Origin of the sequence: Bartonella sp. WD12.1 (assembly GCF_002022415.1) — a bacterium.
In the GTDB taxonomy this organism is placed as follows: Bacteria; Pseudomonadota; Alphaproteobacteria; order Rhizobiales; family Rhizobiaceae; genus Bartonella.
Map to the genome: position 1 here is coordinate 533,715 of NZ_MUBG01000001.1, position 25,629 is coordinate 559,343.

The 25,629-nt window shown below is 35.4% G+C and carries 19 protein-coding genes and 1 pseudogene; 14 read left to right on the forward strand and 6 right to left on the reverse strand.

The features are described from left to right. The 4 genes from BWD121_RS02100 to BWD121_RS02115 form a co-directional block, all read right to left on the reverse strand. Window positions 1-1,176, reverse strand: coding sequence for a beta-ketoacyl-ACP synthase (locus BWD121_RS02100; protein WP_078663184.1), 1,176 nt, complete (start codon window positions 1,174-1,176; stop codon window positions 1-3). An 11-nt stretch (window positions 1,177-1,187) separates the two neighbouring features. Further along, a complete protein-coding gene (locus tag BWD121_RS02105) occupies window positions 1,188-1,472 on the reverse strand; it encodes an acyl carrier protein (RefSeq protein WP_078663185.1) in 285 nt (94 codons plus the stop codon). 197 nt (window positions 1,473-1,669) lie between these two features. Next, window positions 1,670-4,003: an NADP-dependent malic enzyme gene (locus BWD121_RS02110; protein WP_078663186.1), complete on the reverse strand. Its 2,334-nt coding sequence runs from the start codon at window positions 4,001-4,003 to the stop codon at window positions 1,670-1,672. Between the two features lie 1,051 nt (window positions 4,004-5,054). Next, window positions 5,055-9,746 carry a hypothetical protein gene (locus BWD121_RS02115; RefSeq protein ID WP_078663187.1) on the reverse strand — a complete coding sequence of 1,564 codons (4,692 nt, stop codon included), beginning with the start codon at window positions 9,744-9,746 and terminating at the stop codon, window positions 5,055-5,057. 1,159 nt (window positions 9,747-10,905) lie between these two features. Here BWD121_RS02115 and hfq point away from each other — a divergent pair. From hfq to BWD121_RS02135, 4 genes are all read left to right on the forward strand, one after another. Next, entirely contained in the window at window positions 10,906-11,145 is a 240-nt protein-coding gene (gene hfq, locus BWD121_RS02120; RefSeq protein WP_007477688.1) for an RNA chaperone Hfq, read from the forward strand. Window positions 11,146-11,201: 56 nt separating this feature from the next. After that, window positions 11,202-12,557: a GTPase HflX gene (hflX, locus tag BWD121_RS02125; protein ID WP_078663188.1), complete on the forward strand. Its 1,356-nt coding sequence runs from the start codon at window positions 11,202-11,204 to the stop codon at window positions 12,555-12,557. Between the two features lie 182 nt (window positions 12,558-12,739). Then, window positions 12,740-14,473 (forward strand): hypothetical protein, encoded by a 1,734-nt coding sequence (locus BWD121_RS02130; RefSeq protein WP_240536678.1) that lies wholly within the window; start codon window positions 12,740-12,742, stop codon window positions 14,471-14,473. Between the two features lie 150 nt (window positions 14,474-14,623). Beyond that, window positions 14,624-15,700 carry a COX15/CtaA family protein gene (locus BWD121_RS02135; RefSeq protein ID WP_078663190.1) on the forward strand — a complete coding sequence of 359 codons (1,077 nt, stop codon included), beginning with the start codon at window positions 14,624-14,626 and terminating at the stop codon, window positions 15,698-15,700. A gap of 21 nt (window positions 15,701-15,721) precedes the next feature. On the opposite strand, the gene argC is transcribed toward BWD121_RS02135, so the two are convergent. Beyond that, a complete protein-coding gene (argC, locus tag BWD121_RS02140; RefSeq protein WP_078663191.1) occupies window positions 15,722-16,657 on the reverse strand; it encodes an N-acetyl-gamma-glutamyl-phosphate reductase in 936 nt (311 codons plus the stop codon). Between the two features lie 317 nt (window positions 16,658-16,974). Here argC and glyA point away from each other — a divergent pair, with 317 nt between their 5' ends. The 6 genes and pseudogenes from glyA to nusB all read left to right on the forward strand — a co-directional run bounded on the left by glyA (window position 16,975) and on the right by nusB (window position 21,514). Further along, window positions 16,975-18,288 carry a serine hydroxymethyltransferase gene (gene glyA, locus BWD121_RS02145; RefSeq protein ID WP_078663192.1) on the forward strand — a complete coding sequence of 438 codons (1,314 nt, stop codon included), beginning with the start codon at window positions 16,975-16,977 and terminating at the stop codon, window positions 18,286-18,288. An 11-nt stretch (window positions 18,289-18,299) separates the two neighbouring features. Then, complete coding sequence (gene nrdR / locus BWD121_RS02150; RefSeq protein ID WP_078663193.1) at window positions 18,300-18,782, forward strand: transcriptional regulator NrdR; 483 nt, start codon at window positions 18,300-18,302, stop codon at window positions 18,780-18,782. After that, the gene (gene ribD / locus BWD121_RS02155; RefSeq protein WP_078663194.1) at window positions 18,775-19,899 is read left to right on the forward strand and encodes a bifunctional diaminohydroxyphosphoribosylaminopyrimidine deaminase/5-amino-6-(5-phosphoribosylamino)uracil reductase RibD; all 1,125 of its coding nucleotides are present in this window, start codon (window positions 18,775-18,777) and stop codon (window positions 19,897-19,899) included. Before nrdR ends, ribD begins: the two co-directional genes overlap by 8 nt. After that, complete coding sequence (locus BWD121_RS02160) at window positions 19,881-20,498, forward strand: riboflavin synthase (RefSeq protein ID WP_078663195.1); 618 nt, start codon at window positions 19,881-19,883, stop codon at window positions 20,496-20,498. The genes ribD and BWD121_RS02160 overlap by 19 nt, the downstream gene beginning before the upstream one ends. An 85-nt stretch (window positions 20,499-20,583) precedes the next feature. Next, a pseudogene (locus BWD121_RS02165) lies at window positions 20,584-21,041 on the forward strand (6,7-dimethyl-8-ribityllumazine synthase). Between the two features lie 2 nt (window positions 21,042-21,043). Beyond that, window positions 21,044-21,514, forward strand: coding sequence for a transcription antitermination factor NusB (gene nusB, locus BWD121_RS02170; protein ID WP_078663196.1), 471 nt, complete (start codon window positions 21,044-21,046; stop codon window positions 21,512-21,514). Between the two features lie 77 nt (window positions 21,515-21,591). Here nusB and BWD121_RS02175 read toward each other — a convergent pair whose 3' ends face one another. Continuing rightward, entirely contained in the window at window positions 21,592-22,065 is a 474-nt protein-coding gene (locus tag BWD121_RS02175) for an outer membrane protein assembly factor BamE (RefSeq protein ID WP_078663197.1), read from the reverse strand. Window positions 22,066-22,283: 218 nt separating this feature from the next. On the opposite strand from BWD121_RS02175, the gene BWD121_RS02180 reads away from it, so the two are divergent. The 4 genes from BWD121_RS02180 (at window position 22,284) to BWD121_RS02195 (ending at window position 25,457) form a co-directional block, all read left to right on the forward strand. After that, window positions 22,284-22,841 carry a hypothetical protein gene (locus BWD121_RS02180; protein ID WP_078663198.1) on the forward strand — a complete coding sequence of 186 codons (558 nt, stop codon included), beginning with the start codon at window positions 22,284-22,286 and terminating at the stop codon, window positions 22,839-22,841. 132 nt (window positions 22,842-22,973) lie between these two features. Next, window positions 22,974-24,002 (forward strand): phosphate acyltransferase PlsX, encoded by a 1,029-nt coding sequence (plsX, locus tag BWD121_RS02185; protein ID WP_078663199.1) that lies wholly within the window; start codon window positions 22,974-22,976, stop codon window positions 24,000-24,002. 93 nt (window positions 24,003-24,095) lie between these two features. Next, window positions 24,096-25,070, forward strand: a complete 975-nt coding sequence (locus tag BWD121_RS02190) for a beta-ketoacyl-ACP synthase III (RefSeq protein WP_078663200.1) — start codon at window positions 24,096-24,098, stop codon at window positions 25,068-25,070. Between the two features lie 75 nt (window positions 25,071-25,145). After that, window positions 25,146-25,457 carry an integration host factor subunit alpha gene (locus BWD121_RS02195; protein ID WP_078663201.1) on the forward strand — a complete coding sequence of 104 codons (312 nt, stop codon included), beginning with the start codon at window positions 25,146-25,148 and terminating at the stop codon, window positions 25,455-25,457. The last annotated feature ends 172 nt before the right edge of the window (window positions 25,458-25,629 follow it).

Below are 25,629 nucleotides of genomic sequence, written 5' to 3' on the forward strand. Positions count from 1 at the left end.
TTAAACAGCAGCTAAGTGCACTATACCTTCAGCTCTTTTTATACCAACTGTAGTGGCTAATGCTTCACGTACTTCTCCAGAAAATGGTTTTTCATGAGCACTTAGTGTTGGAAAGCTAAGCTTTTTTTCAACAGCAATCGCAGCTAATGCGAGCGCTAAAGGAAACTGCGCTTCTCGTAAGTAGCCAAATAATGTTGTCATGCCACGGTAAGGTATATTAGCAAAGTCAAGCGCACTTTGTTCTGCTTTTGTTGCTTCATGAGAACCTGAAGCACCTGAAATTGTAAAAGCAGATTTAGCCTTTACTGTTTTTAACATTGTAGCAATTGTATCTTTGAGTGGAATTTTTGTCCTATTTGTTTGATCTGTGATGATTTGGCTGATTTCAGCATAAATACGGGCATTGCGTTTTTTTGCTTGTTCACCATTTTCAAGCACTAAAAAAACACCTGCAGAACCGGTTATTATTTCACTTCCAAGAGAGTTTTTACGCCCCCAAACTGGCGACCACCCATTGCGTGCTAAAAGGCCTCCAAGCCCATGAGCTAACAACATATCATAGCTTTGAGTATTATAGGAACTACCTACTAAAATATGTGTACTCTGTCCTGCTCGAATTCGGGCAACAGCTACTTGCACAGCAGAAAGCCCGCTACCTTCTTCCCCCATAAATGTGCGAGAAGAACCCGTTACTTTATGAACAATTGAAATATTGCCAGCTAAAAGATTGGATAGCTGCGCTAAAAACAAAGTTGGACGAAGTTCAGTTGAAAGGACAGAATTAAGCATAGAAGCGTGATCATCTGTTGTGCGGGCTTTAGCAAGAATTTGTGTATCAACAGCAATATCGCGTTCGCCTCCACTGGCTGCAACGATCATATCCATTGTTGATGTTAACTGTTCATTGTTTTTTATTCCCGCATCTTCAAGAGCAAGGCCAGCTGCATAGGTACCAAGACGCTGCCATGTTTCCATTTGTCGTTGGTCACTACGTTTTGGTATTTGTAAATTCCAATCGACTTCAGTTAATTTATGGACAGTGTAGGGTGAAAAACTCGTACAATCCAGATTTGGTGTGACTGTAGGATCGTTCAATTTTTCCCAATGGTAATCAACCCCTTCACCTAAGGAGCTGATCAGTCCTATACCGGTAATGAATACAGATTGATTCTGCATGATAAAAGAAATTAATTAGCTTGTTTTAAGGCAATGAGTTCATCAATTTTTGCACAAAGATTTTTAAGAACAAAATATTCTTCGGTTGCAACTGAACCTTCATTAATTTCTTGAGTCCACTGTTCTAATGGAATTTTAATTCCAAAAGCTTTATCAAGAGCAAAAACGATATCAAGAAAATCCAGACTGTCGATGCCTAAGTCATCAATTGTATGACTTTCGGGCGTGATCATGCTGCGATCGATTTCACTGATTTCCGCAATAACATCAGCAACTTTATCAAAAGTAGAGAGCAATTTGTAATTCCTTATTATAGGTTGATAGCTTCTAAAATACTTAAATATAACTCTATCTAGCTTTTTTTACCTAAAAAAAAAGACTTAATCCGAAATGCAACTGTCTTTTCAATATGAAAAGTGAATTTGCAGTGGATTAAGCCCTTCTTTTTGATTGTTTATAAAAAGAAACGCTAAATTTTATCATAAAACGAGGATTACTTATTTTTATTTGCCTTACTATGAGATTTTTTTCTATTTGCGGCAAGCACTGCCAGTGCGGTCATATTGACAACTCCTCGTGAAGTTACTGAAGGTGTGAGGATATGTGCAGGACGTGCTGCCCCAATTAAAATAGGGCCCACATGAAGTGAATCTGTTAGATTTTTGACAATATTAAGTGTGATATTGGCCGCATCAAGTGTTGGAAAAACAAGCAAATTAGCTTCACCTTTAAGACGTGAATCAGGAAAAACACGATCACGAAAAATTTGAGAAAGTGCTGAATCACCATGCATTTCCCCATCTGATTCCAAATCTGGGTATAACTCTGCCAAGATTTCAGCTGCACGGCGCATTTTACGCGCACTTTCTGTATTTTTAGATCCAAAATTTGAATGCGATAATAACGCTACTTTTGGTATTATACCAAAAGCTTCAACTTCTTTTGCTGCCAAAACAGTCATTTCCACTATTTCTTCAGCAGAGGGATTTTCATTAACGTAAGTATCCGTTAAGAAAAGAGTACTATGTGGAGAGATGAGTAAACTGACAGAAGAAAAACGACTGACATTAGAATCAAGTCCAATAATTTGCTCGATTAATTGAAGATTACGTTCAAAACGTCCTTCTAAACCGCAAATCATTGCATCAGCTTCTTCACGCATAACTGCAAGGGCAGCAATAGCTGTTGTTGATGTTCTTACAATTGTTTTTGCAACCTCAGGTGATACACCACATCTACCTGTATAACGAAGCAATAAATTAACATAATCACGAAAACGTGGATCATCCTCTGGATTTGTGAGTTCAAAATCTACGCCGGGACGAATTCTTAAGCCAAAGCGTTCTAATCTAGATTCCACTACATGTGGACGGCCAATGAGAAGAGGAGTTGCAGTTTGTTCTTCAAGGACAATTTGTGCTGCACGAAGTACACGCTCATCTTCACCATTGGCATAAATTACACGTTTGCGTTTTGCTGTTTTTACAGCAGCAAAAACAGGTTTCATTGTTAGACCAGAACGGTACACAAAGCGATTAAGGTTATCATGATAAGCAGCAATATCTTCAATTGGTCGAATTGCTACACCGGTTTCCATTGCTGCTTTAGCAACAGCAGGTGCAATACGCAGTATTAAGCGTGGATCAAAAGGGAAGGGGATAAGATAATCTGGACCAAAATTAGATGTTTCTTTTGAATAAGCACGTGCGGCAATATCTGAAGATTCTTCACGGGCAAGGGCAGCAATAGCATGAACTGCCGCTACTTTCATTTCTTCATTAATTGCAGTGGCACCGACATCTAATGCACCACGGAAAATATAAGGAAAACAAAGGACGTTATTGACTTGATTGGGATAATCAGAACGCCCTGTACAGATCATTGCGTCTGGTCGCACAGCACGTGCTTCTTCTGGCATGATTTCCGGTGTTGGATTAGCGAGTGCTAAAATTAAAGGTTTTGGGGCCATTTTTTTGAGATATTCAGGTTTTAAAACACCACCTGCTGAAACACCTAAAAAAATGTCTGCATTATCAATAATCTCGGATAAAGTTCGTGCATCAGTTTTTTGCGCATACTTTATTTTCCAACGATCCATAAGTGTTTTGCGGCCTTCATAAACAACACCGTCTAAGTCACTAAGCCAAATATTTTCAACTTTTGCTCCAAGATGTACTAAAAGATTAAGACAAGCTAAAGCTGCAGCACCTGCACCTGAGGTAACTATTTTTACGTCTTCAATTTTTTTACCAGCAAGATGTAATCCATTTAATACAGCAGCAGAAACAATAATGGCAGTTCCGTGTTGGTCATCATGGAAGACTGGGATATTCATTTTAGCACGAAGTTGCTCTTCAATTTCAAAGCATTCAGGAGCTTTGATATCTTCAAGATTGATACCACTAAATGTCGGCTCCAATGCAGACACGATTTCTACCATTTGAGTAATATCAGGTGCATCAAGTTCGATATCAAAAACATCAATATTTGCAAACTTTTTGAATAAAACAGCTTTTCCTTCCATGACAGGTTTAGAAGCAAGTGGGCCAATATTTCCTAATCCTAAAACAGCTGTTCCATTTGATATAACAGCCACTAAATTAGAACGAGAAGTATATTGAGCTGCTAGGTTTGGATCTTTATGAATTGCAAGACATGGCGCAGCAACACCTGGAGAATAAGCAAGCGCTAAATCACGTTGATTACCAAGCGGTTTTGTTGCTTGTATTTTTAGTTTTCCAGGCTTTGGATATTGGTGGTAAAAAAGCGCTGCACTATCAAGTTCAGTTTGATGTGAACTGACATTGTTATTTGATTTTGTAGACATTTTTGTGATATCCAAGTTAATATATATTTATAGGGACATTGTCATTTATAATAAGATTAATGCCCGCTAAAAGATTTTGATTTTTCTAAATATAAAAAGGCATAAATGTGCGCAAATTCTTCTGAATTTTCAAACTAATACACCAGATTAATTTATTTGCATTAATTAATAATTTCATTGACATTAACATTATTATTTTTGCCTCCTTAACAAATTTTACAGCAATTGATCAGTTTGAAAAGGTCCTGATAAGATAGCGTTAGTGGTTACATTACAAGTAATTATACTTTTGTAATACTTACAAGAAATGATGCAAGCCTAATGTACGTACTAGAAGAAAGATCTAAATTTATGATTGATGTATAAAGGGATGCGGAGATAATATAAATACGCTTAACTATTTGTAAGATAACATAATTTAACATTACTTTTATAATTCTTATGAGAACAATTGCATTTTGGATGAGGTTTGTCATAAGTTTTTCATATTTAAAATTTTCCAATTCGCAACATGCGGGATTGTCGTTATTAACTAACAAAGATTCAAAGTAAATGTGTTGGAGTGGATATACTTGGTTTGTCTTTTGTCCATATATTTGCAATAGTGTGCGTCATTTCTATATTAAATTAACAATAATTTATGTTGTTATTTTTTAGGTATGTTGTGGCGTTCATTTATAACCAATGTATCTTCTTATTCCAGTGCATGTATACATACTTTTTTTTCCTGCTTAAGCATAAGCGGTGGCTCGTGATTTCTTTAATTCTAATCCCGTGAGGTTGAAGTATATTTCTTTTATAAGCAAGCAACGAGATTTTGAATCAACATTTACACTTTTTACTTACTAAGTATGCTTAAAAAAGAGCATTGGCAAGTTGAATGATGAAAGAACTACTCGCTTATAATTGATGCAATGTAAAAGTTAGATACTTTTACGGTTAGAACTTATTAATATTACTCATAATATTGTAATAAATTCGTCATGATGATGATTAATTAATACAATTGAAAAAAAAGGAAAAAGTTACTCTTTTTCCCTTTTTTATTATTTTATTGAATTCGTCCGCTTGCATGGGCAAGTATAGTATAAACTTTTCCGGTATCTGAAATTAAATATTGTCGTGCTGTATGGGTATTTCCAGAACTACGGGATACATCACGTAATAGTTTTTCAAAATCTGCAATGTATTGATTGACTGAGTCTTTAAAATTAATATCGCTTATATATTTTTGCTTGATTATTTCAAATATCATTTTCCCATTCGAAGTATAAAGCTGCTCAGGTATGATATTTTTTTGTCCACGCCGATAATGATTCCATAACTCAACAATGGCGTTGTGATTAATAGCTTTTAAAATACTCGTTGCTAATGAATTAAGAGATCCATTCGCAGGATGAGATTTTGTTTGTACCGATGAAGAAGTTGGACTGTTATTGGTACTTTCAGGTTGTGTTTTTTCACACGAAGCTCCTGCCAACAGATCTGATACCCATCTGTTTTGATTTGGTTTGCTTTGTTCTTGCGACCAAATAGGCTTTGGTGGCACTATCTTCTTTGTAGTTTCAGCAGAAGTACTATTGACCCTATTTGATGTTAATGATGTAGCAGCAGCTGACATCAATTGCTCTTTTTCGCTATTTTTGTCATCGTTTTGTATAACATTTGCCAAGTCCTTTAACGCTGTAATTTGTTCATTCAGAGTGTAACGGACTGTTTGTATTGTTTCTTTTGTTTGCGCTGGTAGTTTTTGAATATTCTCATTAATATCATTATTAACTTTTAAAAGTTCTAAACGAATTTCATCAGCTGATTTACGTATATCTTCTGCAGCTCCTGAAAAACGTACTGAAACTTCATTAGTAAGTTGATTAAGTGTTTGTTCCAGTAATTGCGTAGAATTACGTGTATTTTCATCAGTGCGTTTAAATGCTAAATTGAGAGCATCTTCATAATGTCTGATAAGTTGATTAATCTCATTAGACTTTGAAACAAGAGTATTGCTCAACGTAGCTAGCGCATTTCGCTTTTCTTCGAGTGTCACACCCAGTGTGTTTTCTGATTGTTCAAGTATATGAATGGTGTCAGAAAGTGTTTGAGCGTGTTCACTGAAATTTGTTGTTATATGACTAATTTTATCAAATGTATTTTGCATAAATCCTTGCAGAGCTTCCATATTATTATGAAGTGTTTGACCTGAAGTTGATAAATGCTCTGCTACTTGGTTAGTGTTTTGGAAGAAGTTATTTGTTGTTTCATTAAACTGAGTATCAATATTTTGGACTGTTGATATCAAAATATTACTATTTTCGTGAATACTATAAATTGATTGATTTAATTGCTCAAGAATCGCCGAGACATTATTGATAAGCTCTTCCTTCATAGTAGCCATGGTTTGAATAGTTTCAGAATTTGTCTGTGCGAAACTATTCATCCATGCTTCATTTTGTGCATAAATTCTTTGTTCAGCATCTTGTGTTGAGAGAGCAAGTTGTTCACTGATGTGCTGCGTTAAATTACCAAATGATTCAGTTGTACTTTGTGCAGTTTGATTTAAATAATCTGTTAATTCTGTTAAGTGTTCAACATATCCTGAAACTTGAGAAGTTGTTTGACTATTTACTTCTTCTAAACGATTACTTACATCAGACAACCGATATCCTAAATTATTTTCAAGCTCTTGCATGGATTGATAAAGAACATTGGAACGTTCATTAAGCAATTGTTCAATGGCTGTTGTTGAAGAATGAATTGCTTCATTAAACAATGTTTGTGCATTATTGCCTGCTATTGTAAAGGCTTCTGCAGTATAAGCTGTCTGCTCTTCTAAAACAGAGAGAATTTTTTCACTGGTATTGTGAATTGTTTGTTCAACGTTTGAGACAATACGATTACCAGATTCAAAAATAATATTTTCCGCTTTTGTAGTAACGTCACTAACAGATGAAACCAATTGGTTACCGGCAGAAAGAATAGAGGTTTCTGATTTTTCTACTTGATCAGCCATTATTAATGCTGCTTGCTGAGAAGCGTTGACAAGCTTTTCTTGTGCTTTATTTGTTTCATTATCTAATGATGAAAACATTTGTTCACTGGTAGAGGCAAGGATATCAGACGCTTCCATAAGCTTGTTATGTAAACTACCTGTAACCGTATTAACGGAATTCTCTAATGTGCCGCGTATATTATCTACGCTTGTTTCCAGTGCGTGTTGGACTGCTTGGGCATGTTCATTATTGAGGGCAATAGATGTTTTTAAGGTGTCAGAGCGTTCCTCAAATACAGATGTTTGTTCCTTAATAGTTTCACATATTTGGCCCATTTTTTCAGATAATGTTTCTTCTAACGTAGTTACACGTTCAAAGATTTGACCTGCTCTATTTTCTAGATTTTCATCGAACGACTCTATACGATTTTCAAAGGTTTCAAATAATGTCTCATTAGATTGGGAGAGAGTATCCTTTAAAGTTTCAGTATGATTTTCAAGGTTTTTGATGTGGTTTTGGACAGCTTCGGTGATTGTTTTATTGTTATTATCAATGACATTTTCAACCAAGTCCATTTGCTGTTTTAAGGCTGTATCAATGTGTATATCACTTTTTGCAATGATATTATGGATTGTTTCCATACGTTGCTCGATCGTGCGGGTTTGATCTGCAAGAACTTCGTTAAGAGAAAAACTATTAGTGGCCAAAGAATCGCGCAAAGCTTCAGCACGTATATCAATATTTTTAGCTTGCATTTCTAAAGCATCTTGAGTTGTTTGACAGCTTTGCGTAATGGTTTCTTGCAGTTTTTCTGTGCAGTGAGCTATAGCGGACAAATGATTTTCTGCGTGCTGATCAATGATTTGAATATTATCAGTTAAAGTTTTTTCAACAGATGAAACATTTTGGGTTAACTCATTAATTTGATTTCTCAATGTATCAGCAATTTTATCCTTTTCGCTGGTGAGCATATTTTCCATTATATCTCTTTGATCAGCGATTTGTAATTTAAAGTCTTGTGAACGTTCCTTTATAATATCAACAATTGCATCATCAACATTTTGAATTTCTTCTCTCAAAAGTTTTTTGCTTTCATCTATTGCAGAAAGAACATTATCGTGACCGTTTGTAAATACATTGGCAATATCAGCAGTTCTTTCTTGAAGATTTGCATTAATTTGCAAGGTGTGAGCTTCTAAAAATCCACCAAGTTTTTCAACATTATCTTCTAAGGTTTGACTACGAGAAATAAAGGATTCAATAATAGAATCGCCATGCTCTTTAAGAGATAAATCCGCATTTGCTAAACGGTTTTCAAAAGCTTCAAGTGCTTGTGCGGTGATATTATCGAATGTAGAAGAGATTTTATAAGCCTGTTCGTCAAGCTGTATGATTTTTTCATCCAAATTCTGCAATGATTGATTATGGCGATCAACAATTACTGTATCGACAGTTTTAAATTTTTCATCAATACTGGAAAGGGTTTGATCTGTTGCAGCTTGTATGTTCTCCACAATTTTAGAGATATGCATTTCAGCTTTAACAGTCGTTTCGTTAAAGGTTTTTTCTAATTGCTTTTCATTATTATCAAAGCGTTCTGAAAAACCATCAAAGTTTTTTCCTAATTCATCGAAAAACTCTGTGTTCTTTTGCTGAATATGTACCGTTGTTTCGTTAAATTTTTCAACAAGCTGTTTTGTTATACCATCTCCTGCATAGGAAAGTTTTGTAACAAGATCTTCACCTTGTTTTTCTAAAGTTTGAGAAAGAGTTTGCGTAAGTTTATCAATATTGGTTGAAATTTTGGACGCAACCAAATCAAATTCATCACTCAGCTGTTCTTGTGTTCCTTTAATTGTTGACTGTACGCGATTGGCATGATTCAAAATTGCCATGCGTTCATTATTTAATTCTTCTATTAATTTGTGAATCCGCGATTCATTTTCTGCATAAGCCTGTTCAAGGTTATGAACTTCACTTTGTATAATAGCTTCAAGTTCAACAGCACGCCCAAGAGTACGCTCAATTCCTTCATTCATTGCAGCTACTTCTTTACGAATGGTCTCTCCTATAGCAATAACTTGCTTTTCAGATATGTGCTGCGGTTCGTTAAGTTGTTGTGCTGCATGTGTTATAAGAACAGCAATATTGCGTAATTCAGTTGAACGTTTTGTTAGCTGAGCAAAACCCCAAGACATGAGAATAGGAATCATAGTTCCTGCAGTTACAACGAGCCCAGTAGGTGATGTAATAAAGGCAGTAATGTTTGCTAAGGAATTTAATCCAGCGGGAGCTAATTTATGGGCAATAAAAGCACCCCCTGTTGCCCACAAAGCACTAAGTGCTGTTGTACTCCAATAAATCCGAGAGATAGAATTTTGCTTTAATGGCCCTAAATTTAAAGGCTCTATTATGTCGTCATTAGCGGGGAGAGGCTTTGTAGCTAATAACGTGTCACGCACAGTTCCACCGGAAAGCTCATCTATAGGTTTTTGTCCAAAAAGTTGTTCAGCAACAGATTCATCAATAACAACGTTATCATGAACATTAGAGGTAAGAGTAGAAGCACTGTTTTCAGAAAGAAGTTCTTCTTCTGCTGTTGCAATTTTTTGAGTCAAATCATCCACATTAGGATTTGAAGGATCATTTAATGATATTGCTTCAATTATCGAATCATCAAGGTTAAAGTCCATTGCTTTTTCGAGAGCTTCTTCAAATTCGACTTCAAATGCTTGTAATTTGGTTCTACGTGCCATACTTGCCTCATACTTTTACAGATGGAAAAGAAATACGCCCCTTTCCAGTTACTTCTAATATATTAGCTGTTAATTATTTAGAAAGGAATATGTATAAGGTAAAAGTTTTACAACTTATCAAGATAGGGTTAACGCGGATTTTGTTGCTTATTCAAAAATGCTGGAAAATTCATAAAAAACAATACAGTATAAAATTATGTCTGAGATAAAATTTGTTGATTGTTCATTTTGATAACCAGTATTATAAGCTTAATATGTTTGATGGAACAATTGAATAAGCATTTCAATTACATATGATGCTTTAAAATTTTTGCATAATATGCCAGTTCTTGTAGGCGTATAACCACTCATGCTTAAATTGACGCAAAATAATCATACTATAACAAAATTTAAACAAAATAATTAATTATATAATAAATAATTGGATATGTGTTTTTTTAGCACCATGCTAAAGTTATTTCATGAATGAGCAGGTAGTGGGCTACGTTGAACGATGAAAACATATATTTTATAATAGAAACAAATAAACAGCCTATAATAGCGATAAGTTAGCTGAATATATTTAAGAAACAGGTGAAAAATTAATGGGATAAATACTAGATCAAAACATTACATTTTTTAGCTGTTTTATCCATTTCAATATAGCATGTGCATAATCTATGTTGAGTTTGTCATGTTATTTGAGGGCATTTTTCCACGCCATTATAGATTTTGTTACTATAATTTTCAAAGTTTGCTAATAGTGACAAAAAGTGAATTTGATGATCTAATTCTCTACAAGAAGGCGCCTCTTTGTTATGCCTTTAAATTATAGTATATTAGTTGATATTCAGTATTTTATATTGAATGGATGTAAAGTCTAGTCAATAGATATATGACGAATACCATTATGTAGAAAATATTATGTATGTTGATGCCTTTTGTACAAAAAAATTGTTTTTAGACATAGTAATCAGTAAAAAACGGAAGTTTTAAAATTTTTATATTTGATTTCTTATCTTATTAAGAGTGCTGTTCATTACTTACACGTAATAGGTTATTTTTCCAATATTAAGCGGAATTTTTCCGGATTTTTGATGCTGATACATTGACAATTTATTATTTTTCAGTCGATATGAGACAGTGGATATTTTTACGATTCGCAGCAAAGGTGTAAAATATGGTAGAACGATCACAACACCTGCAAGATGTATTTTTGAATACAGTTCGTAAGCAAAAAATTTCTCTTACAATTTTTCTTGTGAATGGTGTTAAGTTGACAGGTGTTGTAACGTCATTTGATAATTTTTGTGTTCTTTTGCGGCGAGATGGGCATGCGCAATTGGTTTATAAACACGCTATTTCGACGATTATGCCGGGCCAATCTGTACAAATGTTTGAAGGTGAGGGGTCTGAATAGATAAGGCTGCTATCTTTAAATCTTTTGCTCTGTTTCTTCTATTACCTTGAATTGTTATGATGGATATAAATAAAAGATCTGGGAAATTGATTTCACAGGTTGCAGAGCAGGTACGCGCTGTTGTTTTTTTACCGTTTTTTCCTGTAAACAAGACTGAAAAAGTTTTAAGTGAGCACTCAATAGATTCTCGGATAAAAGAAGCATTAGGGTTAGCGCGCGCTATTGAGTTAGATATTGTCCATTATGAAACCATTAATATTAGCACACCACACCCTTCGACTTTATTTGGGGTAGGTAAAGTGAGTGCATTTGCTGATTATATAAGTGAGCATCATATTGTACTTGCAATTGTGGATCATGTTCTCACACCAGTGCAGCAACGTAATTTGGAAAAATTATGGAGTTGTAAGGTTATTGATAGAACGGCTTTGATTCTTGAAATTTTTGGTCGTTGTGCACGAACAAAAGAAGGAAAATTGCAAGTCGAATTGGCACATTTATCTTATCAAAAAAGCAGGCTTGTCCGAAGTTGGACACACTTGGAAAGACAACGCGGTGGTAGTGGTTTTTTGGGAGGGCCTGGTGAAACTCAAATTGAAGCAGATAGACGCCTTCTGCAAGATAAAATCACTCGTATTCGCCGTGAATTAGAGAATGTTGTTAAAACACGTGCTCTTCATCGAGCTAAAAGAAAAAAGACGTCTCATCCTGTTGTTGCTTTAGTGGGATATACTAATGCGGGCAAATCAACACTTTTTAACCGCTTAAGTGATGCAGGTGTATTAACAAAAGATATGTTGTTTGCAACGCTTGATCCAACTTTACGCAAAGTTATTCTTCCTCATGGGCAAACTATTTTTTTATCTGATACTGTAGGTTTTATTTCTAATTTACCAACGCATTTGATTGCGGCTTTTAGAGCGACTCTCGAGGAGGTAATTGAAGCTGATTTAATTATCCACGTAAAAGATATATCAAATCCTGATCATCGTGCTCAGGCTCAAGATGTATTAGAAATACTTTCAAGTTTAGGTGTTGATATTGGTAATATAGATCACATCGTGGAAGTTTGGAATAAAGCTGATACGTTGGATGAGCATACATTGAATGTTTTGCAAACAAGTGCAAGAACATTGTTAAATCCTGCATTAATGATATCAGCACTCACTGGAGAAGGATTAAATCAATTGTTAGTAACAATTGAAAGGCGGCTTTCTGGAGAAATGCAAAGCGTTAAATTGGTTTTAAAGCCTGATGAAATGCAACTTATTGATTGGTTTTATAAAAATTCTGGTAAGATAGAGCAAGAAAGTCATGATGATGGTTCTATTACTATCCGAGCACTCCTTACTTGTGAAGCAAAGAAACGATTAGATCATATTAAACAAAATATGTATAAACACTTCTTTTGAGCTGTGACTTTAGCAAAACTTCTTTTATCTTTACGTTTTTCTAATCTAAAAATAACATAGCTTTAAATAATATAGCTTTGAGTTAAGAGGATAGTTACTCCTTTCTCTTAAAATAGAGAACGTGAGATATTTATTGTGTTGGTTGAAATAAGATGAATTTTGAGCGTGATAATAGATTGTTAATGCGCATAATATCGCAAAACGCTTTAATTGTTTTTTTCTCAGCAATATTATGCGCATTTTTGATTTGGTTATATTATTTTGTTCAGCTACGCTCCTACCAAGCAACCTTAACATTTACGTTATCTGATTCTGTTGGAATCCCATTACCAAATGATGAGCAAGATAATATTGTTGCATTACTGTTTGCTCAACCTATCTTTTTAAATAATTCAAATACACAAAGATTTTTTCCTTATGATGTGCATAAGAAGAAACTTTATGAAAATATTCGGTTTTCTCGTGATGGTGATCTGATCAAACTTGCTTTTGAAGCAAAAACTGCTGAAGATGCTCAAAAAGGGTTGGAAAGTTGGTTTTCTGCTTTTTCAGATACAGTTATTAAACGAAATCAAAAATTATTGTCGGTAGGAAAGAAAGCTGATCGACAATATGATAATACTGCAATATTAAATATATTACAGACATTTCGCTCATCTACCAATTCTTCCATTCATCATGAAGCAAAACAAGCTGAGCTTAATAACCTTTATACGAAATTAACAGATGCGACTTTAAGGCGTATTCATTTAACAATTTTAAATTCGACCATTAAAATGATGCGTAAAAATGGTCAGTCTTTGTTGTCTTTGTCATTTGTTGCGAACAACTCAGCTGTTGTCGCATTAGAAGCTAAAATTAATCTTTTGGAAACACAAAAAGCTCATATGGCTGCCCAATTAGGTTGGGAACATCCACAAATTAAAGCAATGATTGCGGAATCGAAAGCACTTTCTACTCAGTTAGAGGATAAAATTTTGCAAATTACTAATCAAATTCATTCAGATGAGATTGTCGCAAAGAATTTTGAAATACAACTAAGAGAAAAAATTAGAATTTTTGTAAAGGATCAATCTCAGTCTTTCAATCAAATGTTAAATGAGCTGGAAGATAAAGTAAAAGTAGTGATAGATGGGCAAAATAAAGAAATGAACATTCGTACTCCTTTATTACAAAAGGCAAAGATTCGTATGATTGCTCCAATAACAGTAGCTCCTGTTTCTTTTATGGCTCTTTATGGCAAAAATGTTCTTGTGAGTATATTAGCAAGTTTGACAGCTCTTTTAGTAGGGTTATTATTATTTCAAAGATATTCTGGAACAGAGAAAACTCAATCGGAAGAGGATTTAGAAAGTAGCAGAAGTGCTTTGTTACCTAAGGTGATAGAAAATTCTGAAACTTTTATGACAATAGAAGGATTATCGGTTTTTTTAAAATTACGTTCTTCAATGGTTGTCTCAATAATTGGAGCACAGGCTGCTTGGATGGCGGCAAAATTATCTCTTCATTTGGTAGAAGAGAAAAAAACAGTTTTGCTTGTAGATATTTCTGGTCAACAGATAGAAAAAATAATTGGCCCACACCGAGGGTTGAGTGATGTGTTAACTGGCGATGCGCAGTTACAAGATGTTATTTATCGTGATTACGATACAGGAGTTGATATTCTTCCACAAGGGTTGGCGAGCACTGTTCGTGCTCAGGATTTTTCAAATGATATTCCCCGTCTATTAGAAGAATTTAAAAAAAATTACGATTTGATCATTTTAGAAATAACTAGCGAACCCAAATACGGGTCTGAACAAATTGCGCAATCGACAGATTATTATATTTGTAATGCTACTCTTGATAAACATAATTGGATAGTGCAGATGATATCAAGATTTCCAAAAACTGTTTGCTGCGTGAATTCGTATTGAATATTGGCAAAATAGAAATGGTAATCACTTATTGTAGCAAAAGCACTTTCTTTTTGCATAGCATTACTGAATCTTTATAAAAACAATTGAGAGTTAATTTTTAGATTTAAAAAATATTTGCAGTTGAAGACAAACTAAAGGAAATCCAAAATGGCAATAGAGAAATTGAATGATGTAGCTTTGACATCGCTGCAAAAACAAAATCGAAAACAGATTCAAGTGTGGCTTTATGCCATTTTATTGCTTTGTTTGGCAATTGTTTTAGTGGGAGGAGCTACCCGTTTGACGGGGTCGGGGTTATCAATCACTGAATGGAAGCCAATTCATGGTGTAATTCCACCAATTGGTATAGATGAGTGGCAGGAAGAATTTTTGAAATATCAGCAAATAGCGCAATATAAGTTGCTTAATCGCGATATGACATTAAGTGCATTTAAGGTTATTTTCTGGTGGGAGTGGGGGCACCGTGTTCTTGGTCGTCTTGTTGGTCTTATAGCTTTATTGGGTTTGATTTGGTTTTGGATTACCAAACGTATTGAAAAAGGTATTTTGCTTCAACTTATTATTGTGCCAATTCTTATTGCTATTCAAGGTGTTATTGGTTGGTGGATGGTGGCATCAGGGCTTGGTCAAAGCAATTTGACGAGTGTCAGTCAATATCGTTTGGCAATTCACCTCATGGCGGCGTGCTTTGTTATTATTTTTGTCACTTACTTATCTCAAGGTCTTACAGAATGTACAGAAAAACCAGCAACGCAGGCTGTTCAACGTTTTGCAGGTTGGCTTGTTTTTCTTGTTTTAATTGAGATTTATTTTGGTGCTTTAGTTGCAGGTCTTCATGCAGGTAAAGTCTATAATACATGGCCCTTGATGGATGGTCAGATTATTCCTGATGGCTTACTAAATTATGATCCAATTTGGCTTAATTTATTTGAAAATCCTTTGACAGTTCAATTTGTTCATCGTTGTTTTGCTTATTTTTTATTTATTGTAGCGGTTGTTCACGCTTTCTATGTACGAAAAAACATTCCACATTCAGCTCATGCTCGTCGTGCGTTTTTTTTATGTATTGCCATAGTTGTTCAAGCGCTTTTTGGCATTGTTACCTTATTAAATGAAGTACCCCTAGGTTGGGGGGTTCTTCATCAAGGTGTTGCGTTAGTTATATTGTATTTTTCAGTTGTACATTGGCGAGCAACAAAGGGAGCATCTCGCGTTATTGAATAAAGATCTGCAATCAGAAAAAGGTTAGTTATTTGCAAGCATTAAATCAAGATTTTGAATAGCAGCCGCGGATGCGCCTTTTCCAAGGTTATCTAATATGGCACATAAGTTGAAAATACCTTCACTATCGTTGCCAAAAACAAAAAGTTTCATACCGTCTTTATGTGCTAAACATTCTGGATTTAATTTAGTAAGTGTTTCAGTCTCTTCTTGTGATGCAACTGAGATAATATTTTGACCATTATAATGGGCATTGAGAATTTCACGCAGATTGGAACAGTTAGCTGATTTTGCAAATAGATGACGATGGAGTGGGAGATTTACAATCATTCCTTGAGGAAAACGGCCAACACTTGGTACAAAAATAGGTGTTTGGCTGATTTGCCCATGAAATTTAATCTCTGGTACATGTTTGTGTTTGAGATTAAGACCATAAGTAAAGTAATTTTCTCGCAGAGTATCTTCTCGGAAATGATTTCCCATCTGCGTAATTAATTGTTTACCTCCACCCGTGTAACCAGATATAGCATTAATTGATATTGGGTAATGAGCGTCTAGTAAACCTACTTCACGTAATGGTCGAATTAAACTAATTGCACCGGTTGGGTAACACCCGGGGTTAGCAACATAGCGTGCTTCTTGGATACGCTTTTTTTGTCCTGCTGTCATTTCAGGAAAACCATAGACCCAATCTGGTGCAATACGATGTGCTGTTGAACTATCAATAATTCTAATTTTTTTATTGTTTTTGAGAAGTTTTATTGTTTGGCGTGCAGCATCATCTGGAAGACATAAAATAGCAATGTCTGTTTGGTTAAGATATTCTTGGCGCACATCAATTTTATGCCTATCTGCATAAGGAATAGAGAGCAATTCTAAATCATAGCGCTCTGCTAATCGCTTTTGTATTTGTAATCCAGTTGTTCCATGCTCACCATCAATAAAGATTTTTGTTACCATTGCATTTACCTTGAACTGATGTTTTTTGTCATATTAAGCTTGTAATATCGTATTCAGCTTAAATAATTGAGTACTTTGAGACTATAGTCTGTCTTGCCTTGCATGGAAGATGTTGCAATAAAGGGAATTTTTAAAAAGCCCGATACTTATTTTGCATCATTTATTTTTGTGTGGCTAGAATTTTATTGCTTAAATGACAAAAGAATAAGATAGATATTATAGTGTTTGCAGTTTTTGAATTAAACTGGTTCAAAATATTTGGTCTGTGATACGTACTATGTTACTTTTTATTTTGTTTTAACGTTAGGGCATGCTTTATGACTAAGAAAGCAAGTGATCTACAAAAGTGCTTTTTTAACAATAATTTACAAATGGTTGATTCTACAGTCTTTGATGCAATCAGTGGTGAGCTTAAACGCCAACATCATGAGATTGAGCTGATTGCATCAGAAAATATTGTTTCAAGAGCGGTTCTTGAAGCTCAAGGATCAGTTTTAACCAATAAATATGCAGAAGGCTATCCAGGAAAGCGTTACTATGGTGGTTGTCATTTTGTAGATTTAATTGAAGAATTGGCAATTGAACGAGCGAAAAAGCTTTTTGGTGCTGCTTTTGCAAATGTTCAACCCAACTCTGGTAGCCAAATGAATCAAGCTGTGTTTTTAGCTTTGCTTCAGCCTGGTGACACATTTATGGGATTAGATTTAAATTCTGGTGGTCATCTTACGCATGGTTCTCCTGTTAATATGTCAGGAAGATGGTTTAATGTTGTTTCTTATGGTGTGCGTCAAGAAGATCAGCTTCTTGATATGGAAAATATTGAACGCCTTGCAAAAAAGCATAAACCAAAGCTTATTTTAGCAGGAGGAACGGCTTATTCACGCATATGGAATTGGAAACGGTTCCGTGAAATTGCCGATGAGATTGGGGCTTATTTAATGGTTGATATGGCTCATATTGCAGGTTTAATTGCTGGCGGTGTTCATCCTTCACCTGTACCATATGCTCATGTTGTTACCACTACGACACATAAATCACTGCGTGGCCCACGTGGTGGCATGATATTAACCAATAATGAGACCTTAGCTAAAAAAATTGATTCAGCCGTTTTTCCTGGTTTGCAAGGTGGTCCTTTAATGCATGTGATTGCTGCTAAGACGGTTGCACTGGGAGAGGCTTTACGACCTGCTTTTAAAAACTATGTTACTAATGTAGTTGCTAACGCTAAAAGTTTAGTAAAACGCTTACAGAATAATGGTTTTAATATTGTTTCCGGTGGTACAGACAATCATTTATTGTTGGTTGATTTGCGTTCTAAAAATTTAACAGGGAAATGTGCAGAATTGGCTTTAGCACGTGCTGGTATTATCTGTAATAAAAATAGTATTCCTTTTGATCCCCAAAAACCATTTGTAACCTCAGGTATTCGTTTGGGTACACCTGCAGCAACAACACGTGGTTTTTCAGAAAATGAATTTATCCAAATTGGTGACTTCATTTCAGAAGTTCTTGGTGGTCTTAAAACAGCAGAAAGTGCTGAAGATAACGCTTCTATTGAAAACGCTGTTAAGAAAAAGGTAAGAGATATGACAGATAATTTCCCTCTTTATTCTCACTTGAGCACTTGTTGAGGCACAAAAAGATGCGCTGCCCTTACTGTCAACATGAAGATACACAAGTTAAGGATTCACGTCCTGCAGAAGAGGGTGCAGTGATTCGTCGTCGACGTGTGTGTTCTGTTTGTGGTGGTCGTTTTACGACCTTTGAGCGTATTCAGTTACGTGAATTGTCAGTTTTCAAGAAAAGTGGTCGGCGTGAATCATTTGATCGTGATAAATTAATAAGATCAGTTAATGTGGCGGTGCGTAAGCGTAATATTGATCCTGATCACATTGAACAAGCAATTTCAGGTATTGTGCGCCAGCTTGAAAATTTAGGGGAACCCGAGATTGCTTCAGAAAAAATTGGGCATCTTGTAATGGAATGGTTGAAGAGCATTGATGATATTGCTTATATTCGTTTTGCTTCCGTGTATCGTGATTTTCGTAATGCAACTGATTTTCATGATATTATAAACGAACTTTCAAAAGATGTGGCGGATGTAAAATCTTATTTTGATGAGTAAAGAAGAACAAGATAACCGCTTTATGTCCGCGGCCATTCGTTTAGCAGAACGCCGCATTGGACTTACAGGACAAAACCCATCTGTTGGCGCACTAATTGTCCGAGATGATGATGGAAAGAAATCTATTGTCGGTTATGGTATAACAGCTATCCATGGAAGACCACACGCTGAAGTGCAAGCTTTATTAATGGCAGGCCCATTATCCTATGGCGCTACTGCTTACACTACTTTAGAACCTTGTTCACATTATGGTGAGACTTCACCTTGTGTAAATGCACTTATTGATTCAGGTATTTCTCGGGTTGTTATTGCACTTATTGATCCAGATGAACGGGTTTGTGGTCGTGGTATTGCTCTTTTACGTGCAGCTGGCATTGAAGTCGTTGAGGGAGTTCTGGCTAAGGAGGCTTTTGAAACGTTAAGTGCTTATTTATGCGTAAAAAAACTGCAGCGGTGTGAAGTAACTTTAAAGATGGCAATTTCTGCAGATAATGGTATAGGAAGAAAAAAGAAGGGGAGGGTAGAAATTAGTGGGGCACAAGCTCATACATATACTCATATTCTGCGCGCTCAAAATGATGCTATTATGGTTGGTATTGGCACTATATTAGCAGATAATCCACAATTAAGTTGTCGTTTGCCTGGGCTTGAAATACGCTCTCCTATACGTATTATTTTAGACGCAAATTTACGTATTCCATTTGATGCAAAGGTTATACAAACAGCGACAAAAATTCCTACATGGATTATTTGTAATGCAACTTTTGCAGAAAAAAGTAAAAAAATGGCACTGGAACAGTGTGGTGTATGTGTATTTTCAATAGAAATGAGCGATCATTTGATTCAGCCTTTTGCTATTTTACAGCTGCTTTATCAGCGTGGCATCAATAGTATTTTGCTTGAGGGAGGAGCTAAGACAGGAGAAAGTTTTTTAAATGCTGGTTGTGTGGATCAGTTAATATGTTTTCATGGACCAATTGTTTTAGGTAAAGATCGTATTGATGCTCCTCATTTTGCAACTTATCTTTCAGAATTTAATGAAATTGAGACGAAAATGTTAGGAAATGATCGTTTGTGCAAATGGAGGCACAAAACATTATGTTTACAGGGATTGTAACAGACATTGGTTGTGTTGAAGACATTCAGTCTTTAAAACAAGGAACACGTTTAAGTATTTCTACACATTATGATGTAGAGACTATAGAAATTGGTGCATCAATTGCGTGTTCAGGTATTTGTCTAACTGTTATTGAACGTGAACTAAAACAGGCGAATGTTAATTGCTTTGTTGTAGAAGCATGGAAAGAAACATTGTGTTTGACTAGTCTTTCTCAATGGACAAAAGGAACTCTTGTTAATTTGGAACGTTCATTGCGGCTTGGTGATGAGATAGGTGGGCATTTGGTTTCGGGTCACGTTGATGGTTTGGCTGAGATTGTTGATCAAAAAAATGAAGGTGATGCAATTCGTTTTTATTTAAAAGCTTCAATGCGGTTGGCGCCTTTTATTGCAGAAAAAGGCTCTATTGCGCTTAACGGTACATCTCTAACTGTTAATTGTATTGAAAATAATGTTTTTGATGTTCTTATTATTCGCCATACGCTTGAAATGACAACATGGGGGCAGGCTAAAGTGGGGGACCAAGTGAATTTAGAAATTGATCAGCTTGCTCGTTATGTTGCCAGGCTTTCTAATTTTAAAATGAAAGATAAGTAAACTGAAAAAATTTTTGTATTGTTTTTGAAATTTGATGGTTATGTAATCTTTGAGTCCTTTATTGATTTTAAATGGGGGTTTTGTTGTGACAAAAAAAATACATAAAAAGTTGCACTTATTAATTGTTGAAGCACGCTTTTATGATAAAATCTCAAATGAACTTCTTGTAGGTGCGGTGAATGTTTTACAAAAAGCTGAAGTAAGTTATGATGTTGTAACAGTTCCAGGGGCACTGGAAATACCTGGTGCAATAGCTTTTGCTGAAAAAAACAATAAGGTACCCTATGATGGTTATATAGCGCTTGGTTGTGTTATTCGAGGTGATACATACCATTTTGAAATTGTTGCTGATAATTCTTGTCGAGCATTAATGGATTTAACTCTTCATAGGCAGTTGGCTATTGGAAATGGTATTTTGACTGTTGAGGATGAAGAACAAGCATGGGCACGTGCTAAACAGAGTGAAAAGAATAAAGGTGGTTTTGCTGCTGAAGCTGCTTTATGTATGATTGCTCTAAAAAAAAATTTGGAGATAATCATTAAATATGGCTGATATAAAAAGCAAACATTCTTCGCATTTGGCTAATAAACGCGGAGTAGCAAGGCTTGCTGCAGTGCAGGCGCTATATCAAATGGATATAGTTGGCATTGGTGTTACGGAAATAGCAGCTGAATATAAAGCTTATCGTTTAGGAAAGGATATTGATGGTGATCAATATCTTGATGCTGATTTTCAGTGGTTTCGAGCTGTTATAGCTGGCGTTGTACAAGATCAAAAGAAACTTGATCCTATGCTTCAGCAAAAACTTTCTGAAGAATGGTCACTTTCACGTCTTGATTCGATTTTACGTGCAATTTTGCGTGCAGGTTTATGGGAGCTAATGAATCACAAGGACATACCCACTGCCGTTATTGTAAGTGAATATGTTGATGTAGCAAAAGCATTTTTTGAAGGTGATGAACCAAGGCTTGTCAATGCAATTCTTGATAGAATAGCAAAAGAAATTCGCCTATAAGTATAATAAAATAAAATCCTAGTATTATTAGAGTTTTATAAACGTCAGCTCAGTTAAGACTACAAGTAGGTAATTGATTAACGTGAACTATTGGCAGGACCTTTAACGACTTGGATTAAAAAAGACTGATCACTACCACCTGTTGGTGTTGTTTGAGTGATAAAATCAAATATTTGACCATCTTGTAGACCATAATTAGCTATCCTTGCAACCTGACCATTTCTGTTGAAATAAATAGCCAAGACTTTACGATCAATAATTTTGGTTTTCATAAACCGCATTTTACGATACCGAGTCTGTGAAATATAGTAAAAAACCTCGTTATCATATTTTGTTTTCAGTGAGGGAGTTCCTAGAGCTAAAAGAACTTGCTCCTGACTGGATCCAATAGAAACAGAATCGAGAGCGTTTTGATCAAGAACATAACCTTCCTTATAGGTTTGGCTTGAAGTTAAAGAATGCATTGAACTGCATCCAGCAAACGCTGCCATACTTGCTATAAATAGGCTAATCAATAATTTATGTTTGATTAAATTTATCAAGTGAGGCATCTGAAACAATGACATCTCCATTTACACGTAAGCATAGGTGAAAAAGTGACCCGCGATTTTTCAGCTTTTAGCTTAATTTGGTATAATCTGCAATAGCTTACAGCGAGTTTCCTCTGTTATAAAATCAGTAATTTTATAGAAAACTGCTTAAAAAGTTATAAAATATGTTGATTAAACGAAGTTACAATATACTACACTTTTTTATTTTGGAGTTATCAATGAGTGTTAAAAATGTTTCTCAAATGATGTTTGCTCTGACTTATCCAGTGTCAGTACGCTCATTGTCTGCTAGGGGTATAAAAGTTCGTGTTTGCGCAGATCAACAAGAATGTGCACATTTGGCTAAGAATCATGATTTACTTGAAGTGAAATCTTGCGAGGGAGAATTCCATATTTTACCGTGGAAAAAGCGTGGGGTATATGTAAAAGGTTTACTGCAAGCGCATATAATACAATTATGCGTCATTACACTGGAGCCATTGGAAAATATTCTTCACGAAAATATTGAAATTACGTTTGTTCCTGAAGATTCAAATTTGGTTAAACCAAAAGTGTCAAAGGATACAAGAGAATTGCTTTTAGATGCAGATGGACCAGATATACCAGAGGTTTTTTATGGCGATAAGATTGATATAGGTGCAGTTATGGAAGAATTTTTTGAACTATCAATTAATCATTATCCACGCAAGGAAGATGAAAATATAAGTTTAATTAAAGATTCAGAAGAAATTGAACAAAAAACATCACCATTTTCTATTTTAAAAGAATGGAAGTGATTATAAATATGTAAAAAATACCTGCTATATGGTTAAAGGGACAATATTTCTGTAAACCTATTATAGTGATATTTTTGTGATTTGTTAAATAACAAAAAATTCAGTGTGAATTTAAATATAGGATGTGCAAGTGTGATTAGAATTTCTGTAGATGTCATGGGTGGCGATTATGGCCCAGAAGTTACTATTGAGGGGGCAGCAGTTGCGCAAAAACATTTGCCAGATATTCATTTTTTGTTTTATGGGATAGAAGAGATTGTTAAGCCAATTTTTAAAAAATATCCTCATTTGGTTGCAGCATCGCAATTTTATAACACAGAAAGTTATACACGTATGGATGAGAAGCCAAGCCAAGCGCTTCGCATTGGGCGTGGTAAATCATCAATGTGGCATGCAATTGAAGCTGTAAAAAATGGCGAGGCTGATGCTTGTGTTTCTGCTGGCAATACTGGTGCACTTATGGCAATGTCTCATTTTTGTTTAAAAATGATGGCAGAATCTAACCGTCCTGGAATTGCTGGTATTTGGCCAACTCTTCGTGGAGAGAGTATTGTGCTGGATATTGGTGCAACAATTGGTGCATCTGCTGATCAATTGGTTGATTTAGCGGTTATGGGTGCTGGTATGTTTCGTACTTTATATAATGTTGAAAAACCAAGCGTTGGACTTTTGAATGTAGGTGTTGAAGAGGTAAAAGGCTTGGATGAAATCAAAAAAGCTGGAATAATATTGCGTGAAGTGCAATTAGAAGGGCTAGAGTATAAGGGATTTATTGAAGGTAATGACATTGGAAAAGGGGTAGTCGATGTGGTTGTCACTGAGGGGTTTTCCGGTAATATTGCTTTAAAAGTTGCAGAAGGAACTGCAAGACAAATAGCTGGGCTTTTAAATATTGTTATGCGCCGTTCTATTTTTTCACGCCTTGGATACGTTTTGTCTCGAGGTGCTTTTCGTCAGCTGAAACAGAAAATAGATCCTGATCGGATTAATGGTGGTGTGCTTTTAGGTTTAAATGGTATTGTTATAAAAAGTCATGGTGGTGTTAATGCTGATGGTTTTGCTTCTGCTATCCGCATTGGTTATGAAATGGTAAATAATGGACTTTTGAAAAAAATAGTTGAAGATTTACGATACTTTCATGAAAATAAAATGACACTTTGAAAATGATAAAGGTAGAGCTATCAAATAATACGCAAACAATATGATCGGTATTCGTAGTAGAGATAAAAAATTTTAAGAGAGGGTGAGGACTGTATGATTCGATCAGTTATATGTGGTGTAGGAAGTGCTTTACCAAAAAAAAGTTTATCGAATGATGAGATTACAAAGTTTGTTGAAACATCTGATTCGTGGATTGTTCAACGTACGGGAATTCGCCAACGTTACATTGCTGATACAAGTGAAACGACTGTTTCTTTAGGGGTAGCGGCTGCACAAGCTGCACTTAAAAATTCAGGCATGACAATAGAAGATATTGATTGTATTATTTTAGCGACTTCAACGCCTAACCATACTTTTCCTGCTTCCGCTGTTGAAATTCAACACGCTTTGGGAATGAAGCATGGTTTTGCTTTTGATGTTCAAGCTGTTTGTTCTGGTTTTATTTTTGCATTGACAACAGGAGATGTATATTTACGCTGTGGAGCGGCAAAAAGAATCTTAGTAATTGGATCTGATACATTTTCTCGGATTTTAGATTGGCAAGATCGTACAACATGTGTTTTATTTGGTGATGGTGCAGGCGCAGCTATTTTGGAAGCACAAGAAGTTGAAGGTAATGTTATTGTTGATAGTGGTATATTGTCTGCAAAATTGCGCTCTAATGGTGCGTATGTAGATAAATTGTATGTTGATGGAGGCCCTTCAACAACGCAAACAACAGGTCATCTACGTATGAAAGGACGAGAAGTTTTTAAACATGCAGTTGGTATGATAACAGATGTGATTGATGATTGTTTTTCAGCTGTTAATATGAATTCTTCTGAGTTAGATTGGTTTGTGCCTCATCAGGCTAATAAACGCATTATCGAAACGTCGGCTAAAAAGCTAGGGATCACATTAGATAAAGTTGTGATGACCGTTGATCAACATGGTAACACGTCTGCAGCATCAGTACCATTAGCTTTGACAACTGCTGTTCAAGATGGGAGAATTAAAAAAGGAGATCTCATTATGTTAGAAGCCATGGGGGGTGGGTTTACCTGGGGGGCGGTTCTTGTTCGTTGGTAGATTATAGCGACTTGACCATATTTGAATAAAACGTATAAATCGCTTTGTAACTTTAAATTTTAATAGGTGGTTATGATGACAGGTAAGACAGTAACACGTGCAGATTTGGCTAGTGCGGTTTGTAGGAAAGTAGGCTTGTCATATACTGAATCATCAGCTTTGGTTGAGTTGATTTTGGATGAAATTTGCAATTCACTTGTAAAGGATGAAGTGGTTAAATTGTCTTCTTTTGCGACTTTTCAGGTCCGTAGTAAAAGTGAACGGGTTGGACGCAATCCCAAAACAGGTATTGAAGCACCTATTCCACCACGGCGTGTGGTAACATTTAAAGCTGCGAATATACTTAAAAAAAGAATTTTAGATGCGCATCGTGCAAGGCAGAAGTAAATTCGTGTAAATTAAGTGATATTTTAAATGTCTGAGGTTTGACCAGGAAATTTAATGGGTAATTTTTTTCTATTTAAGTAACAGATTTTGTATTAAAATATAATTGAGGATAAGCCTTATTTTTGATCAATCTTAGCAAGAAATTTGAACTAATTTAGTTATTATAAAATCA

What these genes read in the sequence shown, in the direction of transcription:
- BWD121_RS02100 (WP_078663184.1), bottom strand. Translation starts at nt 1,176, where the DNA reads ATGCAGAATCAATCTGTATTCATTACCGGTATAGGACTGATCAGCTCC.
- BWD121_RS02110 (WP_078663186.1), bottom strand. Translation starts at nt 4,003, where the DNA reads ATGTCTACAAAATCAAATAACAATGTCAGTTCACATCAAACTGAACTT.
- BWD121_RS02115 (WP_078663187.1), bottom strand. Translation starts at nt 9,746, where the DNA reads ATGGCACGTAGAACCAAATTACAAGCATTTGAAGTCGAATTTGAAGAA.
- hfq (WP_007477688.1), top strand. Translation starts at nt 10,906, where the DNA reads ATGGTAGAACGATCACAACACCTGCAAGATGTATTTTTGAATACAGTT.
- hflX (WP_078663188.1), top strand. Translation starts at nt 11,202, where the DNA reads ATGATGGATATAAATAAAAGATCTGGGAAATTGATTTCACAGGTTGCA.
- BWD121_RS02130 (WP_240536678.1), top strand. Translation starts at nt 12,740, where the DNA reads ATGCGCATAATATCGCAAAACGCTTTAATTGTTTTTTTCTCAGCAATA.
- BWD121_RS02135 (WP_078663190.1), top strand. Translation starts at nt 14,624, where the DNA reads ATGGCAATAGAGAAATTGAATGATGTAGCTTTGACATCGCTGCAAAAA.
- argC (WP_078663191.1), bottom strand. Translation starts at nt 16,657, where the DNA reads ATGGTAACAAAAATCTTTATTGATGGTGAGCATGGAACAACTGGATTA.
- glyA (WP_078663192.1), top strand. Translation starts at nt 16,975, where the DNA reads ATGACTAAGAAAGCAAGTGATCTACAAAAGTGCTTTTTTAACAATAAT.
- nrdR (WP_078663193.1), top strand. Translation starts at nt 18,300, where the DNA reads ATGCGCTGCCCTTACTGTCAACATGAAGATACACAAGTTAAGGATTCA.
- ribD (WP_078663194.1), top strand. Translation starts at nt 18,775, where the DNA reads ATGAGTAAAGAAGAACAAGATAACCGCTTTATGTCCGCGGCCATTCGT.
- BWD121_RS02160 (WP_078663195.1), top strand. Translation starts at nt 19,881, where the DNA reads ATGTTTACAGGGATTGTAACAGACATTGGTTGTGTTGAAGACATTCAG.
- nusB (WP_078663196.1), top strand. Translation starts at nt 21,044, where the DNA reads ATGGCTGATATAAAAAGCAAACATTCTTCGCATTTGGCTAATAAACGC.
- BWD121_RS02175 (WP_078663197.1), bottom strand. Translation starts at nt 22,065, where the DNA reads ATGCCTCACTTGATAAATTTAATCAAACATAAATTATTGATTAGCCTA.
- BWD121_RS02180 (WP_078663198.1), top strand. Translation starts at nt 22,284, where the DNA reads ATGAGTGTTAAAAATGTTTCTCAAATGATGTTTGCTCTGACTTATCCA.
- BWD121_RS02190 (WP_078663200.1), top strand. Translation starts at nt 24,096, where the DNA reads ATGATTCGATCAGTTATATGTGGTGTAGGAAGTGCTTTACCAAAAAAA.
- BWD121_RS02195 (WP_078663201.1), top strand. Translation starts at nt 25,146, where the DNA reads ATGACAGGTAAGACAGTAACACGTGCAGATTTGGCTAGTGCGGTTTGT.